Source organism: Olivibacter sp. CPCC 100613 (genome assembly GCF_036959255.1).
GTDB lineage: Bacteria > Bacteroidota > Bacteroidia > Sphingobacteriales > Sphingobacteriaceae > Olivibacter.
The window spans coordinates 396,678-412,531 of record NZ_JAWMTI010000004.1 but is presented as its reverse complement, the minus strand read 5'-3'; the positions used below and the strand labels follow the sequence as shown (position 1 = coordinate 412,531).

General features: G+C 40.1%; 14 protein-coding genes and 1 tRNA gene. 7 read left to right on the top strand and 8 right to left on the bottom strand.

Features of this window, described 5'->3' with window-relative positions:
- Nucleotides 1-85: 85 nt before the first annotated feature.
- Complete coding sequence (locus RYH73_RS15945) at nucleotides 86-1,039, bottom strand: metallophosphoesterase family protein (protein ID WP_335314433.1); 954 nt, start codon at nucleotides 1,037-1,039, stop codon at nucleotides 86-88.
- 239 nt (nucleotides 1,040-1,278) lie between these two features.
- On the bottom strand, nucleotides 1,279-2,349 hold the full coding sequence (locus tag RYH73_RS15940) for an SDR family oxidoreductase (RefSeq protein WP_335314432.1): 1,071 nt from the start codon (nucleotides 2,347-2,349) through the stop codon (nucleotides 1,279-1,281).
- 84 nt (nucleotides 2,350-2,433) lie between these two features.
- Here RYH73_RS15940 and RYH73_RS15935 point away from each other — a divergent pair, with 84 nt between their 5' ends.
- A complete protein-coding gene (locus tag RYH73_RS15935) occupies nucleotides 2,434-3,255 on the top strand; it encodes an AraC family transcriptional regulator (RefSeq protein ID WP_335314431.1) in 822 nt (273 codons plus the stop codon).
- A gap of 351 nt (nucleotides 3,256-3,606) precedes the next feature.
- Here RYH73_RS15935 and RYH73_RS15930 read toward each other — a convergent pair.
- Nucleotides 3,607-3,682: transfer RNA gene (locus RYH73_RS15930), tRNA-His, on the bottom strand.
- A gap of 120 nt (nucleotides 3,683-3,802) precedes the next feature.
- Here RYH73_RS15930 and xerD point away from each other — a divergent pair.
- The 5 genes from xerD to RYH73_RS15905 all read left to right on the top strand — a co-directional run bounded on the left by xerD (nucleotide 3,803) and on the right by RYH73_RS15905 (nucleotide 9,014).
- Complete coding sequence (gene xerD / locus RYH73_RS15925) at nucleotides 3,803-4,699, top strand: site-specific tyrosine recombinase XerD (protein WP_335314430.1); 897 nt, start codon at nucleotides 3,803-3,805, stop codon at nucleotides 4,697-4,699.
- A gap of 63 nt (nucleotides 4,700-4,762) precedes the next feature.
- Nucleotides 4,763-5,101, top strand: coding sequence for a hypothetical protein (locus RYH73_RS15920; protein ID WP_335314429.1), 339 nt, complete (start codon nucleotides 4,763-4,765; stop codon nucleotides 5,099-5,101).
- Between the two features lie 173 nt (nucleotides 5,102-5,274).
- Nucleotides 5,275-7,593 carry a TonB-dependent receptor gene (locus tag RYH73_RS15915; RefSeq protein WP_335314428.1) on the top strand — a complete coding sequence of 773 codons (2,319 nt, stop codon included), beginning with the start codon at nucleotides 5,275-5,277 and terminating at the stop codon, nucleotides 7,591-7,593.
- A 26-nt stretch (nucleotides 7,594-7,619) separates the two neighbouring features.
- Entirely contained in the window at nucleotides 7,620-8,201 is a 582-nt protein-coding gene (locus RYH73_RS15910) for a hypothetical protein (RefSeq protein WP_335314427.1), read from the top strand.
- 117 nt (nucleotides 8,202-8,318) lie between these two features.
- Entirely contained in the window at nucleotides 8,319-9,014 is a 696-nt protein-coding gene (locus RYH73_RS15905; RefSeq protein WP_335314426.1) for a hypothetical protein, read from the top strand.
- Nucleotides 9,015-9,077: 63 nt separating this feature from the next.
- Here the strand turns inward: RYH73_RS15905 and RYH73_RS15900 are convergent, their stop codons facing one another.
- The gene (locus tag RYH73_RS15900) at nucleotides 9,078-11,384 is read right to left on the bottom strand and encodes a TonB-dependent receptor (RefSeq protein ID WP_335314425.1); all 2,307 of its coding nucleotides are present in this window, start codon (nucleotides 11,382-11,384) and stop codon (nucleotides 9,078-9,080) included.
- Between the two features lie 177 nt (nucleotides 11,385-11,561).
- On the bottom strand, nucleotides 11,562-11,909 hold the full coding sequence (locus RYH73_RS15895) for a hypothetical protein (RefSeq protein ID WP_335314424.1): 348 nt from the start codon (nucleotides 11,907-11,909) through the stop codon (nucleotides 11,562-11,564).
- Between the two features lie 238 nt (nucleotides 11,910-12,147).
- On the opposite strand from RYH73_RS15895, the gene RYH73_RS15890 reads away from it, so the two are divergent.
- Complete coding sequence (locus tag RYH73_RS15890; protein WP_335314423.1) at nucleotides 12,148-12,795, top strand: ankyrin repeat domain-containing protein; 648 nt, start codon at nucleotides 12,148-12,150, stop codon at nucleotides 12,793-12,795.
- A 66-nt stretch (nucleotides 12,796-12,861) separates the two neighbouring features.
- Here RYH73_RS15890 and RYH73_RS15885 read toward each other — a convergent pair whose 3' ends face one another.
- The 3 genes from RYH73_RS15885 to RYH73_RS15875 all read right to left on the bottom strand — a co-directional run bounded on the left by RYH73_RS15885 (nucleotide 12,862) and on the right by RYH73_RS15875 (nucleotide 15,730).
- A complete protein-coding gene (locus RYH73_RS15885) occupies nucleotides 12,862-13,083 on the bottom strand; it encodes a PspC domain-containing protein (RefSeq protein WP_335314422.1) in 222 nt (73 codons plus the stop codon).
- A complete protein-coding gene (locus RYH73_RS15880) occupies nucleotides 13,080-14,375 on the bottom strand; it encodes a DUF2851 family protein (protein ID WP_335314421.1) in 1,296 nt (431 codons plus the stop codon). The genes RYH73_RS15885 and RYH73_RS15880 overlap by 4 nt, the downstream gene beginning before the upstream one ends.
- Before the next feature lie 134 nt (nucleotides 14,376-14,509).
- A complete protein-coding gene (locus RYH73_RS15875; protein WP_335314420.1) occupies nucleotides 14,510-15,730 on the bottom strand; it encodes a dicarboxylate/amino acid:cation symporter in 1,221 nt (406 codons plus the stop codon).
- Nucleotides 15,731-15,854: the final 124 nt, after the last annotated feature.

Here is a 15,854-nt window from a genome sequence, read left to right as displayed (position 1 = left end):
CCTTTGCATATTATAATCAACCTAAACCTTATTATATAAACGCAACTTTTAGCATTTTGTTTTGCTCAAGGCTAGTTTTTATTATTTACACCTTCCATCCATAAGGAATATACACATTATCAAAAGTGCCATCCTCATATAAGTCAACGATCGCGTAGCCATTCTTGGTGGCGTAACGATCTCCTTTCCACCAATTGCCACTTACTGCTCCATTACTGATATAGGTCACTCCTTGATACTTCACTTCATCATTAAGATGAATATGCCCGCTTAACGCCAACTTGACTTGTGGGTGTTGTGTGAATAAGGTTACGACACGTTCTGCATCATTTAAAATAGCACCTGCTCCAAGTTGATAACCTGTATCGATTTTACCTAAATGCCCAACGACCAAAGGCGCAGCGGACAAAATGGGTGCATGCGATAAAATCACGGTATGTTTATCTTTATTCGCTTCCAGGTCCTGACCCAACCAATCAAATTGTTCATCATCTAGCTGGCAGGCATACCATTGCCCATCAGTTGCCCTCACCTGTATGCTATCAAGTACAATAAAATGCCATCCCGCTTGATCAAAGCTCCGATATGGCTTTTCTAATCGCATCATCTCTAATGCATAATTCTTTCCATAAAGCGGGTCATTTTTTTCGGCCGCACCCCAGCAATCGTGATTTCCAATACAATAGGCAATGGGTAAACTGTTTTCATCTTTCATTAACTGATGCCAAAGATTCCATTGTGTAATAACCCGATCCTTAGGTTGCTTTAATGCATCCATAATACAGTCGCCTGTATTAACAATTAAGGTAGGTTTATCTGTTTGCGATTGTACGTGGTGCAAACAACTTGCCAGGCCTTTCGGTGCTTCTAACTCAGGTTGCATATGGACATCCGTTAAATGTGCAAAACGTAAAGAACGCTTGGCCATTTTCCCATTACCGGAATTGATGTTCGGTGTTTCGGCAAAAACAGATTTACCTAAAACTAAGCTGGACAGCGTACCAATTCCCAAACTCTTTAATAGTGATCTACGGTTCATTGTTGTTTTTTTATCAACAAAAGTAAGCCTGACAATATTAGCCTAGTGTTAAGAAATAGTTGTCTTTAACGCACTGTATAATCATCTGTACTGTATAAATTTGGGATAGGCGGTACACTAAAAAGATGTAAGGGCCCCGCAGTTGAGTATACGGTGCCCTTACTATTTTTAATCCAACTATTGTAGTAACGGAACAACTATCCAAAACGCGACAGGCAAATACACCAATAACTTCCATTCTATCCATAAGTTGGTATTACACCTTGCTTCTTAAACTCGTCAAACAGCTTAAAAAACATCTGCTCCGTATCCACATAGTCATGGAAACCAAATCGCCTTGCTTTCGTGCTGTCAGCAAAAAAATCGTAATTCCATGAAAAAACAAAATCACCGAAGGCCCAATTGGATAAATTCTCGTATTTGTATTGACATAAATCGTATTTACGTTGGATCGATTCCCAAAGACTTACTTTGTCCTTCATAACATCCTGTAAAGGAAGATACAATGGTGTTCCCGAAGGCATATCAAAGTAGTCAGCGATTTTGGGCCATAGATCCCGCCATCGGAAGAGGTCGCCATTGGCAATATTAAAAGCTTGATTTGCCCCCGCTGGATTACTTGCAGCCCAAACAGTCGCTTTTGCCAGTAATCCAGCATCAGTCATTTCCATTAAGGTATGATAGGCTCCCGGTTTCCCTGGAAATCGAAGTGGTAGCTTCAGTTCTTTTGAAATGGATGCGTAGACTGCAATGAGCAAGACCAAATTCATCGGGTTACCTAAACTCGTACCCCCCACAACAGATGGACGAATTGCTGACCAAGACCAATTTTTTCCTTGTTGCCTTTCTTGAAGGAACTGTTGTTGACTCCAGTTAAACTCTGGAGGCATAATACCCGCATCATCCTCCTTAGCAGGCGTTTTAAAAGGTCCCAAATGGGCACCATAAACTTTATAACCTTGCATTAAACTTACATGTTGCAAATTGAGAGCAACGGGCTCTATTGTGTTCATCAGATTGACAAGCATTTCCATATTTGGTTTTACGAGCGCCTCCCAACTCGGCCTGTCTTGATAAGCTGCATAAAAAATATGATTAACCGAACCGCAATCTTGCAATTTTTCTTGAACGTCATGGCGATCCAGCAAATCCACTGCAAGATTTTTCAATCGATCCCTGTCTTTCCCTCCTTTTCGAGAGAGACCAACGACATCCCAAGTACCTTCTTCCAATAAAAAATCGATTAATTTTTTACCTATCACTCCATTGGCCCCCACTACTAATGCCGTATCTTTTATTTTTATTTCCATATAAATTCTTTTGATTGCACAAAGATCTGTAGATAGGCATATCGTTTTTTGTATATTTCTATGATTTTATTGTACCTTTCCTACATGAAGCGTTATGTACAATACCAACCGTTTGTCATCGAGGAGTTTGAAACAAGCATTTGGAAGCATGCCGTACATAAGCACAATCATTATGAACTCATTTATATTAAAGAGGGCGAGGGCTTACACTATATACAAAACAATGGCAATGATTACCATGAAGGAAGCTTGTTTTTACTAGGTCCGGAAGATGATCATTACTTCGATATTCACCGTACTACCCGATTCATTTACGTAAAATTCACCGATTTACAACTATACAAAGGGGGGCAAACCAATAACGTGTACTTGCAAAAACTGGAGTATTTGATCAAAAGCAAGGAAACTCATTTATCTTCTTTTTTGCTTCGGAGGGAGGACCTACTGCTTATCGAAAAAATTTTCAACTCCCTCTCTTTGATCCAGCATCAGGTTATGGCATATGAAGAATTTATTAGATTGCAACTATTTTCCATTGCGCTTATCTTACAACACAACATGCCGGAGCTTCTTATAACAAAAGATAAAAATCGGGATATGCAGGCTTTATTTTGCTATATTCATAAACATATCTATTCCCCGCCAGCGCTTCAAGCAGCTGAAATAGCTAAGCATTTTAACAAAACAGCCGATTACATCGGTCCATATTTCAAGCGTCAGACCGGGATGACATTAAGGAATTATATACGTCATTATCGGAATCAATTGATAAAAAAACGACTTAGCAGCAACAACTATCGGTTGAAGGAAATTGCTGCCGAATTTGGATTAGTGGATGAAAGTCATGTTCTAAAACTTTTAAGAAGCGGAGTAGAAATCAATCTAACTGATATCATGCTTGAATAAATTAACGTTAACGGTGACTTTGTTTGGGTAATTTTCAATGGAGCGCTTCGCCGATTTAAATAATAACGTCTTTTTGAGTTTGGGTCGATACAGCCTGGCGCACTTATTTTTCATTCAAATTGAAAATTTCTATCGGAAACCTGCGAGATGAAAGGTCTGGGCAAGAAGATCAATCACCGTTACAGTCATTCAGCAATTGGGCTGTAGAAATTGCAATTAGGAAAACGAAGAAAAAAAGCTATTTTTTTTCCGAGTCAAAAAATATGGGATGAAGTTAGATGGTTAATAAGCACAGATCATGAAAACAGCGTTTACAAAAAAAGCAGTCTTTTCAAACTGCTTTTAAAACTTGGGTGGAATATGGGGCTCGAACCCACGACCTCCTGAACCACAATCAGGCGCTCTAACCAACTGAGCTAAAACCACCGTTTTTAGTGAGGCAAAGATATATAATAAACCAACACAGCGCAAATATTTTTATCATTTTTTGTGCTTTTGTTTTTCATAACTTAGCTTGCGAAAAGATACCAATAGATCGAAAAATAAAATGGATTGGGAATCAGCTATTAAGGATTTTAAGCAATATCTCAGGCTCGAGCGTTCGCTTGCGAAAAATTCTATTGAAGCTTATTTACATGATGTCGAAAAGCTGAGACAGCACGCTGTTTATAGTCATAAAAAGGATCCGGATGCCATCCTCACACAAGATATCCGTGATTTCCTGGAATGGATCTATACACTTGGAATGTCTGCACATTCACAAGCGCGTGTCCTATCAGGCATAAAAACCTTTTATCATTACTTAGCCTTGGAAGGCGTTGTGGAGCATAATCCCGCTACCTTAATTGAAGCGCCCCGTTTAGGTCGTAAATTACCGGACACGCTGAGTATTTTGGAAATCGATTCACTCATTGGGGCGATCGACCTCTCCTCACCTGAGGGTCTACGCAATAAGGCCATGCTAGAAGTACTGTATAGCTGTGGATTGCGCGTAAGTGAACTTATCAATTTGAAGATCTCAAATTTATTTTTAACGATTGAATTTATTCGCGTAACAGGTAAAGGTAATAAAGAACGGCTTATTCCTATTGGTCATTCAGCCATTAAACACTTAACGTTATATCTTCAACATAGTCGCAAAGAAGTACCTCAAAAACCAGGGGAGGAAGACTATGTATTCTTAAACAGAAGGGGTTCCCCCCTATCGCGTGTCATGGTTTTCATTATCATCAAGGACTTAGCCGCTAAAATCGGATTAAAGAAAACCATTAGTCCGCATACATTTCGTCATTCTTTTGCTACACACCTCATCGAAGGAGGCGCTGATTTACGGGCTGTACAAGATATGCTTGGCCATGAAAGCATCAGTACAACCGAAATCTATACGCATTTGGATCGCGATTACCTTCGCTCTGTAATGATTGAATTTCATCCAAGGGCTTAGATAACCTGATTCACATTTGCAATATAGCTGCATTTGTTTTACTTTTGCAGCAAGTAGAAAAAGATGGTTAACGTATTATCCTTAAACAGCATCTATCGATTGATCGCACTTTGTTTGCTTGTAACGATAAGTTATATACAAGGTGTACAATTGATACATGCTTACCATCACAATGAAAATGTTAAACAGATAAGCCATCATTCCTTTCAAGTGAAAAAGGAAATCAACTGTAAGATCTGTGATTATCTACACGTCAAGCAAAGTCAACAGCTACCCGGTCAGCAATTTACATTAAGTGAGGTATACCGAAGTAAACCTATACTTATTCAGCGTTTTGACGTCGCCAAACCTATTGAAATCCCCTTATCCAGTTATTTTAACAAAGGACCTCCATTAGCCTAATTTCACTCTGTTCTTTTTTTGCACCGAAGCAAGACTATGTAATCGCAGATTTTCTTACAAAAAGTAAAGTAAAGTAAAGTAAAGTAAAAGCTTCTACCTAGACTAAATGCATGGCGCAATTCCGAGTCTCTTGTTTTTGGTAATATCCAAACAAGCTAAAACCATTCATATTCATGTTTATTAAAAAACAGTTTACCCTGTTGCTTTTGCTTTTATCTATCCATATAGGTCACGCGCAAAACAATGATTGCAACTTTATGATTAACGGACGTCTCATCGATTCCGACACACGGCTACCCTTAGCCGGTGCTACAATTCGTATTATGCCCGGAAACAAAATGATTAAAACCGATGGACACGGATTCTATAGGTTTTCCTCTCTTTGTGCGGATACCTACGTACTCAGCTTTGAAAGCTTAGGTTTTGAAGAAAGCCATAAGACGCTGCGATTAACCAAGAATGAAATACTCAACGTTGATCTGAAGCACGGCCACATTGTACTTCACGACGTCGAAGTTGTTGGACATCAGCATAACCTGAAAACCACGGCGCTGGTGAATTCACTCACCCAACAGCAATTAAAGGAGAGTAAGGGTAGTGTATTGGCCGAAGTGCTTAAGGAAATACCTGGCATAAACATGTTGCAAACAGGGGCCACCATTGCTAAACCTGTCATTCATGGGATGCACAGCAATCGTATTCTAATGCTTAATAACGGTATACGGCAAGAAGGTCAGCAATGGGGAAATGAGCACGCACCTGAAATTGATCCTTTTATTGCCAAAAATATTCGGGTTATCAAGGGGGCCGAGTCCGTCCGTTATGGTGCAGAAGCGATCGGAGGTGTTATTATTATTGAACCTCCGACCTTACCGATAAATTCGGAAATTCATGGCGAATTTGACGTGATCGGACAAAGTAACGGTCGAGGTGGTACGACATCGGCCATGTTAAATGGTGGTCTAAAAAAATTACCCGGCTTTAGCTGGCGCGCACAGGGAAGCTTTAAAAGGTTAGGTGATATCAAATCTGCCAATTACTATCTCAACAATACCGGTGTCAAGGAAATTAACTATTCAGCTTCTCTGGGTTATAAAACCAGTTTCGCGCAGTACGAGGCTTATTACAGTCACTTCGAAACTGAACTGGGTATTTTTACCGGTTCCCATATTGGAAGTGTTGAAGACTTGCAATCACGGATTGAGAACGGCAAACCTTTTATTACTTACCCTTTTTCTTATACCATCGAAGCTCCACGACAAGTGATTAAACATGACTTATTAAAGTTAAAAGCCCATAAGGATTTCACAAATGGTGCACAAATGGATATTCAATATGGCCTACAACGAAACCTACGTCAAGAGTATGACATCCGGAGGGGGGGACGTAGCAGCATCCCTTCACTCGATCTAGCGCTTACATCGCAAAATCTGGACATTACCTATGATCGACTAAAAGACAATGGCTTAAGAACGCTGCTTGGCCTTAACCTTGCCATGCAAGTGAATAACAACATCCCGGGCACATTTGCCACTCCCTTAATTCCAAACTACGATAGTTATAATGCCGGACTGTTTATGATCGAAAGATGGATCAAACCTACTTATGAACTAGAAGCCGGTATACGCTATGATTATAAATATTTTGATGCTGCAGGGTATCGATTGGACTCCATTTACTATGCCGGTACCAGAACTTTTCATAACTTTTCAGGCTCATTAGGGGCTAGCTGGCATATCAATAAAACGATCGATCTGCAATCCAATATTGGTCTGGCCTGGCGTCCACCTTCCGTGAGTGAACTTTTCAGTAATGGGTTACACCACGGCACCGCTGCCATTGAAATTGGGAATGACCAGTTTAAGAGCGAACAAGGCTTAAAATGGGTGAATGCTGTAAAGCTTCAACTACCACGCTTTGATCTTGAATTGGATGCTTATGCGCATTATATAAAAAATTACACCTATCTACGGGCTACCGGCGAGTTTTGGGAGAGCCTTAGAGGCGCGTTCCCTGTCTTCCAATATGAGCAAACGAATGCCTTTTTCTGGGGACTTGATCTGGCCGGAAATTACCAATTGGCTGAAAACTTTCGCTACACGGTAAAGGCTTCGTTGGTGAGAGCAAAAGATGTTCGACAAAAAAGTTATTTACCTTGGATTCCTTCTGATCGGATTGAAAACGCATTACGATGGACAAAATCCTATCAAAAACAGCATCTCAATACTACATTCTTGCAAGTGCAGCATCAATGGGTTGCTCGACAAAATCGATATGAACCTGATACCGATTTCGCATCGCCACCTCCTGCTTACGGCTTATTAAATGTACTGGGAGGCCTTGGTTTCCGCTTTAACCAACAGGACGTGAATGTGCAAATAGGTATAAACAACTTACTCAATAAAGAATATAAAGAATACATGAATCGATTTAGATACTATGCGCATGATATGGGTCGAAATATCACCCTTAAACTGAACTATACATTTTAACTTTTTAATTTTTAATTTCTATAAACATGTACAAATTACGTAACTATTTTATCATGGCCGCTCTGAGCTTGGCGGTCATTTCTTTCAGTTCTTGTTCAAAAGACGACCCGGTTCCCGAAATTGATCAGGAGGAGTATGATGGCACAATTCTAACATTTACCGAAGGCCATTACCACGGTGATGAATTTCATGCCGAAGGAGACACCTTACAGGTGCGTTTTATAAGAGGTAGTGATAGGCCCTACCCTTCACATGTACACTTACATGCTGGAGAACAATATCAATTGGATATTGCCATGTTCAAAAACGGGCAGAATACAACTGCCGAATTTGGTGATAATGAACATCAATGGTTTTTCCTGGGTGCTCCTGCTGACGTACTGGATTATACCTATGCTGATAACCGCGTAGGGTTTAAAGGTGTTTTTACCGTTAACAAGGCGTCAGAGGGCTTTGATCTACAACTCGTTTTACGCCATGGTTTAGATAAATCACAAGCTTCCGCGCAAAGCTGGAATAGTGCAAGCTATCGCGAAGCAGGTGGATCGGATGACTTCAATAAAAGTTTTGAATTACATCCGGTGGATGAAGATCATGACCATGAATAGCTAAGCACAACTTTACCATTAGACAGATTAAAATAAAATAGCCCTGCTAAAAGGGAGGGCTATTCTATGCACTTAATATTTCTTTAATTTATAATTTTTAAATCAAAAAATAATTTTATGAAACAATTAAAAAACTTTTCGTATGCTTTGATGACTTTTACACTTCTTTTCAGTGCCTGTAGTAAAGATGACGATCCAATTCAGCCGGATGACCCGAACGCCATTGTATCCACACGCCTGGATTTTATCGAAGTTACCGGCCATCCACATGGGGATCATTTTCATGATTTGGCTGAAATTGAAGGTGAAAAGGATAGTATCACCATTGAATTTGATCAAATGGGAATTGCTAAAAATGGACATATCCATTTAGACCCGCATAAAATCTACCGTCTACAACTTTATGCGTTTAACGGCGACGGGCACGAAGTACAAGATGAATTTCTCGCAAATAAAGCGGTAGCAGACCAATACAAGGCTTTTATTGTAGGCGGCGATTTCAAATTAAATCCGGAAACCGGTGAAGCCGAAAATGGTGCACTTTTTCAACCACGAGAACAGACATACGGGGATGGAGCCAAGGTAGATGGCAAATACGAGACAACCGGTATTCTCGCCTATTTCAGTTTAGGGGAAGCAAATGAAGGAGCTGATACCGATGTGTCTTACATCTTAAGAAGGTTTGCAGACCATACGACGAAAGCTAAAATCGAACGTACAGATTGGAATCACGACGATTATGCAAGCAAATTTGTCGGAGAAGATGTGTTAAAATTGACTTTTGAGCTACATGCAGTTGGGCACGATCATTAATTAACTATTTACAAAAAAGGAGCTCGTAATAAAACTCGAGCTCCTTTTAAATGGCTCAAACAGTTAATTGCTGTGCTTAATTACAAATGGGAGATAAACGCCAAATGTGATGTTTCTACCTGGATTGTAGACCCCTAGGCTCAAATCATTTTGATCGAGACGACCTGGTTTATATCGACTTAAGGCATCATAATATTTCTTGTCTAGCAAATTATTAGCTGACACATAGCATTTAATCGCTTGCTTTCCAACAAAAAAGGTTGCACCAAAACTGGCGTTCACTAAAGTATAACTGCTTGTAGGTGTTTCAAACTCTTCATCTACTCGATTTTGTGCGAAGTAGTTGGCGAGTCCGACCGAAAGAAAAGGCTCTTGTAAATGTTTGATTTCCGGTTCGTAGCGCAATTCATTACGCAGCACCCCGGCAGGGATAAAGGGCAGCGGTTTATCCATACTTGTATTCTTCGCATGGGTGTACCCGAATGTATTCTCAAAATGAATGAAATGAACGGGATGTAAGATCAAACTTGCTTCCGCACCATATAGATTTGCATTTACCTGCCCATAGTTATAAACAGGCAGATCATCAATGAATTCACCATGATGAGCGGCATAGATAAAATCATGGATATAATTATTGTACACAGTGGCGCTCGCATTTATAAAATCGCCATCATAGGATAATTCTGCATCAACTTGATAGCTTCTTTCCGGTTGTAAATCCGCGTTTCCAACTTCGTAACGGAAGGTTCCCTCATGTTCGCCATTCGATCCCAATTCTGCTGGATTAGGTGCTCTAAATGCAGAACCGGCGTTAGCTTTGAAGTTAAGTCTCTCCGTGAATTGGTGGGTAAAGCCCATAGCTCCACTCACGTTAGAAAAACGGTTATTAAAGCCTTCAAATAGCTGTTCTCCTTCCTGCTCTAACGCTTTTCCTACATTTTTTCGGAAATCATAGCGGACTCCAATATTAAAAGTGCTGTTGTTCCAATTCTTTTTGACATAGGCAAAAGCCCCCAGACCGTAGGTATCATAAGCAGGAATTAAAAATTCTTCTCCCCTATTTTCGCTGTGTCCTATTTCCGTACTCAGGCCAAAAACGGGTTCCCAGCCATTTTGTTGCCCGATATAATAGCGTGCATCGCCGGTATAAGTATCTAAATTAAAATATAGAGAGGGGTCAGGTCCATCCTCCAGCTCCCGACGCTGGTTTCTCTGAAAACCTAGATCTAGTTTTAAATTACCCGATCCGATTAATAGGTTATTGTTCAACGACACTTTGTAATGACGGATATCCTGCTTAGGATATTGTAAGGTTCTACTTTTAAAGTCATCGCGACTGAAAAGGCTACCCTCCTCATCTATATAATTGCCGTCCACATCGAAGCTAGGTTCATAAAAGCCTATATTATTCCGGAAACTAGAAAAATTAAGGTGCGTATATCCCCAAGACTTATTCAAACCAAACATACCACTAAAATCCGTCTCATTAAAACCCGAGTTTGGAAAATAACCAGTCGGTGTTTTAAACGAATGGGCATTTTTATAAGTCCCTCTCCCTCGCCACACGATACCGTTCTGGTTCCCCGTTAACATAACAGACGAGCCGATAAGACCATTATTGGTGGAATAATTGGTTAGAAATTCACCACTTATTTCTCCTTCCGGTACAGGAATCGGTTCTAAAAGATTAATAACACCCCCTAAAGCATCCGAGCCATATATCAGTGAGGCCGCCCCCTTTAATACCTCCACCCGATTTGCTTTGAATTGATCGATCTCTATTCCGTGTTCGTCACCCCACTGTTGTCCCTCCTGTTTTACACCATTATCAATGGTAACTACTCGATTATAACTTAATCCTCTAATAACCGGTTTTGAAATCGAAGGACCGGTGGTTACCTGAGAAACGCCCGGACTTTTCGCGATCGCATCGATAATATTGCTTGAAGGCAGCAATAGCTTATCCTTATTGATAATGTTAACCGTCGTGCTATTTCTTTTATTGCTTCCTGAAGAAAGTGTTCCTGTAACGATTACTTCTTGTGTTTCGATCAATGTAGGTTTTAATTCAAATTCCCAGTTACTATCTTTGGAAAGATCGATGACGCGCGTTGCCGTTTCATAACCGATAAACCTGGCTTCTATCAAGAAACTGCCTCTTGCCGGAACATTCCGCAATTTGAATGTACCCGCCTGATCTGTGAGTACCGAAATCCGTAAATCGGGAATGGTAATAGTAGCTCCCGCCAAAGGTTGCTTGTTTTGCGCGTCTATTACTTTCCCGTTGATGATGATGGTTTCTATTGCGTAACTTTTATGATTGCTGAGTGTTAAACACACGATCAGCGTGATAAAGAACTTATACATAAAAAATTGAATGAGAACGTCTAAAAACCCTTTTAATACCCTATCGAACGCGAAGATGAAATGAATGTTGAATATGCGATTAAGCCTATTGAACGTCCACTAAGGTCGAGATGGTGATTATGGATATTAGCCATCCGCTATGAAAAAAATAGAGAGTATCTCCTTAAAATTGTATTGTTAGACCAATGATGGGGGCCCTCTGGAGGTAATATCCCGAATGGATAATTGATGAGAAAAATGTATAAGACCGAACGATCGGTAAATTAATTTCGCTAAAAGTGCAATCTTAAAGCTAAATACCGATGTATCATATTTTTTGTTGAAATGTAGATTACAGATTAAGCAATAAGAGGAAAGGCTAGCCGAACGCTCCGTATGATTGACACTAAATGTTGCATTTTTTTGCTTTAGCGGCTGGGACAGATTATGATGATGATAGAAATCTAAAGGAATAACAGCCAGCACAAAGTACACAAGCATGAACTTTGCGATGAACGAAACCATAATTCCTTTTCGATTAAACATAACAGAAATGAAAGGTAAAAATCTGTGTAAGTTTTAAAAAGGGCCGGATACATGTATCCGACCCTACATCTACCTATGAAAAACATGCCTTAAGCAAGGCAGTACAAAAATAACGCATTATATTTACATCACAAACAAAAACTTACGTTCTGGCGAAAATAATTTTAGCTTTTTGAAGTTTTGTAATAATGTTTTTTATATTAGGTTTGCAAAAAAGAATAATTTTAAGGGGAACAAGATGAGCTTAACGCTATTAGAGGAATATATAGAATCAGGAAATGCTGCAGCTATTGATAATTTACTGCATACCAACCCGGCCCTATGCCAACAAAAGACCAGCCATGAGATATCACCCCTCTTACTGGCTTGCTATTATCACAAGAATCAGATCGTGAAAATCATCCTGCAACATATTCAAGAAATTACAATCTGGGAAGCTGCAGCGGCCGGTTTAACGGAAGTGGTGAGTGAACTGTTGGATGAATCTCCTGATTTGTTAGACACTTTTTCGGAACATGGATTTACCGCATTGGGCATGGCAACACATTTTGGAAATATAGAAATAGTGCGTTACCTACTTTTAAAGGGTGCTGGCCCCAATTTATCGTCGCAAAATGGTTATCAGGTTTACCCACTTCATGCCGCTATCAGTGCCGGTTTTGATGAAATTGCAAAAATGCTGGTGGAAGCTGGTGCGGAAGTCAATGTTTTACAAGCGGCAAGAACAACACCTTTACACATTGCGGCTCAAAACGGAAATATTGAAATGCTTATTTTGTTATTGGAGAATGGCGCACTTGTTGATATCAAGAATGACTTTGGAAAAACAGCTGCAGATTTGGCTGCCGATAAAGGTCATATAGAGATTGCCAAGATATTAAGTTGAAAAAGTTCTCTTTTAATAAAGAAAAGGGCGGAAGAGACAGAATGAATCAAAAAGAAAGAGCATCTTTTAAAAATCCCACAACCGGTGACGCATTCGTTTCACGAAATTTCGTACATCCAATACAACTCCTGCCAAAAGGTAAAAGACAATAGGAAAACCTACAGCTAAGAATGAAGAGTAAATAAAAAAAAGGCGGATTTTCGAGATAGAAACCCCTAATTTCTCTCCTAGGTATGCACATACCCCAAAAGAGCGTTGTTCAAAAAAAATCATTATGCGTTGTATCATAACGTCTTATTTTGCTTAAATACCTGTAATCCGATGCCACAGTCCAAACACTTATGTTGATCGCAATAAGCATGCTTTAACTGCAACAAAGCTTGCGAAGCGGCGGCAGATTTGACTTCAAGTCCCAAATGCTTAAATTGACTTATAATGCGATTCTGTTCACCTCTAAGCTGTTCCAATAAATCAATTGCCCGGTAAAGATACATCTCTTTTCCAACATATTTGCCATAGCCGACCAAAATTGTTACCACCGTGTTCACAATAATGTTATCGATAGAGCTTATACCAAGTGTTGAATTATGCTTTTTTGTTGTTTTGTCAAAGACGTAATGTTCGGTCCAATAGTTATGAACGGGCAATTCCACGAAAAGCTGTCGAAGCTGTTCTACGCTTTTGCATTGAAGGATCTTTGAAAATAAATGTTCTCCGCCTGCACACCATGCGACAAACTGCGCCAACCGGATCGTTGGAAAATTTGCGGGCCGCATACGAAGAAATTTCCATGTAGAAGCCGGAATAGGTACCAATTGATAGCGATCTTGCAAATGGAGATAATCCTGTTTTAAACGATTAGGGTATGCATCATTAAAAGATTCTCTTTCCAGTAAGCCTGCCTGACCAAACAGAAGAGCTTCAATCAGCTTTGGTTGCGATCGATTTTTGCTAATAAGCTTATAAGGCGTATTCTTCGCTAAAAGCTCAAAAGGTATTGCGTTCACCTTAAAACCAAAATTACGTGCTAATAAAATATAAGTCACCTCCTCCCAGTCCGCTTTCTTATCGGTTAAAAGCCTGCTTAAATCATTGGATTTCTCCTGCAAACGTTCGGTCAATAAGCGGGCCAACCACTGTTCTATTACAAAATAGTCTATGTCCGGCAAATAGGGTTGACAGGGAACCCAAGCTTTGCTCTGCATGAGTACATTATATTTGGTTAATAGATTGCCACTTATGAGCGGCTTCAACTCCAAGGTTTCGGGAACCGTACCGTCCGAAAGTTGTATTTCACCATCGTGCTCGTATACAACATGCAAAATAACATTATTATAAGCTTCGTCTCTCTGGTGTTGATGCGTATACCAATCAGACGATTTTAGGTGTAATTCTACGGCCCCCGCCCACTCCGTTTCACCAATCCTCAATCGACAATATTCGAAATCCGGTCCCGCATTGTTATTCAATATACCAGGTGAAAGGACGACCAATGATTTACCTTTTTTTGTGATCAGGTTAACGTGCTTATACAATCGATACCTCCATATATAATGAAGTACCTTTTCCGGGAATTCCATCTTCCGATTATTTAGGTTTGAGACAAAATTAGAAATTTAGCCCCCCTAAACAACGGAAAAGCTGAAAATGAACAAAATGAACGTTGTATGCACAAAAAAACTAAATTCCATCGGACAAAAACAGGTAGTTAGCGTTAGCGTTTTACCCATCGATTAACGATCATCGCCGCTACCGTATCACCCGTAGCGTTGAGCAGGGTTGCCATCGGATCAACTAAAGTACCAATAATCATGACAGCAGGCACGGCTTCTATTGGAAGACCATAAGCAGAAATCATCAGCATCTCTCCAATATAGCCACCATTTGGAATACCACCGGCAACAATACTAACCAATATTGTCAGGCCAACTGCTAACAATAAAGTTCCAGGTTCCATAAAAGGCTTACCGATGAGTGCAAAAGCAACTGCAATTTTGATAATAGAAGACATGGAAGAACCATTTTTATGCAATGATGCGCCCAAAGGTATCACCACATTTGCGACGGATTCCTGTATGCCAATCCGTTTAGCCGCTTCAAGATTGGGTGGAATAACCGCAATACTACTGCAGGTACTGATTGCCGTGAGTGATGGCAGGATATTATTTCGCCAGAAAAGGCGAACGCCTCTACGCCCATCGCCCATAAACGCATAAAGGCTAAAAAACACGAAAAAATAAACCAGTCCACCACCATAGTAAACTGCCATGGGCTTTGCATAAATACCGAACAATTGCGGCCCAACTGTGCCTACCTGGAATGCAAAATAGGCTCCTAAACCTACCGGTGCCAATTTCATCACATATACCAGTAGGTTCTTCATTACTTCATTCCCGGAGGACAAGAATCGGCGGAAGGATTCACCGGCCTCTCCGGATCGCAAGGCAGAGATGCCCACCAGAAAAGAAAAGATAATAAAAGCAAGCATATGCTCGCGTGACAGCAATTGGTTGAACTCACTAACCGTTACAAAAGAAACGGCACGTTCTCTCCAGCTTTGTTGATCTCCCTTGTTGACAGCCATATCGGTTTGGCTTGCATCAATTACTTGATCACTTAGTGGAAATAGCCAGACACAAAAAATAGTAAAAATAGCGGCGATGACAATCGTCATTAAAAAGACAAGCATCATGGTTGATAAAATACGCCCGAGTTTCTGACTTTGATCAATACTCGCGACTGCCGAAGCAATCGCAAAAAAAATGAGTGGAATAACGGCGGTAAAAAGTAGGTTAAGAAAAATATCACCGATTGGCTTTAGGTGAACGACAAAGCTCGGGGCAAAGAGACCGACAAGGCTTCCCAATATGATCCCCAGCAGTAACAGCAGGATACTGCTATAGTTTTTAAAAAAACCACCACTTTGTATATTCATTTAACACGAAAGTAATGGTTTTTTTAAACTTCCGTAAATTTACTTTTCCGCGCGATTGTTTATTTTTATGTTCGGGATTCACCGTGTATAGGTGGAGATATATACAATATACTTGCATGGCATA

Bases quoted from the DNA above. Each gene is read 5' to 3' on its own strand.
- RYH73_RS15945 (WP_335314433.1), bottom strand. From the start codon at position 1,039: ATGAACCGTAGATCACTATTAAAGAGTTTGGGAATTGGTACGCTGTCC.
- RYH73_RS15940 (WP_335314432.1), bottom strand. From the start codon at position 2,349: ATGGAAATAAAAATAAAAGATACGGCATTAGTAGTGGGGGCCAATGGA.
- RYH73_RS15935 (WP_335314431.1), top strand. From the start codon at position 2,434: ATGAAGCGTTATGTACAATACCAACCGTTTGTCATCGAGGAGTTTGAA.
- xerD (WP_335314430.1), top strand. From the start codon at position 3,803: ATGGATTGGGAATCAGCTATTAAGGATTTTAAGCAATATCTCAGGCTC.
- RYH73_RS15920 (WP_335314429.1), top strand. From the start codon at position 4,763: ATGGTTAACGTATTATCCTTAAACAGCATCTATCGATTGATCGCACTT.
- RYH73_RS15915 (WP_335314428.1), top strand. From the start codon at position 5,275: ATGTTTATTAAAAAACAGTTTACCCTGTTGCTTTTGCTTTTATCTATC.
- RYH73_RS15910 (WP_335314427.1), top strand. From the start codon at position 7,620: ATGTACAAATTACGTAACTATTTTATCATGGCCGCTCTGAGCTTGGCG.
- RYH73_RS15905 (WP_335314426.1), top strand. From the start codon at position 8,319: ATGAAACAATTAAAAAACTTTTCGTATGCTTTGATGACTTTTACACTT.
- RYH73_RS15900 (WP_335314425.1), bottom strand. From the start codon at position 11,384: ATGTATAAGTTCTTTATCACGCTGATCGTGTGTTTAACACTCAGCAAT.
- RYH73_RS15895 (WP_335314424.1), bottom strand. From the start codon at position 11,909: ATGTTTAATCGAAAAGGAATTATGGTTTCGTTCATCGCAAAGTTCATG.
- RYH73_RS15890 (WP_335314423.1), top strand. From the start codon at position 12,148: ATGAGCTTAACGCTATTAGAGGAATATATAGAATCAGGAAATGCTGCA.
- RYH73_RS15885 (WP_335314422.1), bottom strand. From the start codon at position 13,083: ATGATACAACGCATAATGATTTTTTTTGAACAACGCTCTTTTGGGGTA.
- RYH73_RS15880 (WP_335314421.1), bottom strand. From the start codon at position 14,375: ATGGAATTCCCGGAAAAGGTACTTCATTATATATGGAGGTATCGATTG.
- RYH73_RS15875 (WP_335314420.1), bottom strand. From the start codon at position 15,730: ATGAATATACAAAGTGGTGGTTTTTTTAAAAACTATAGCAGTATCCTG.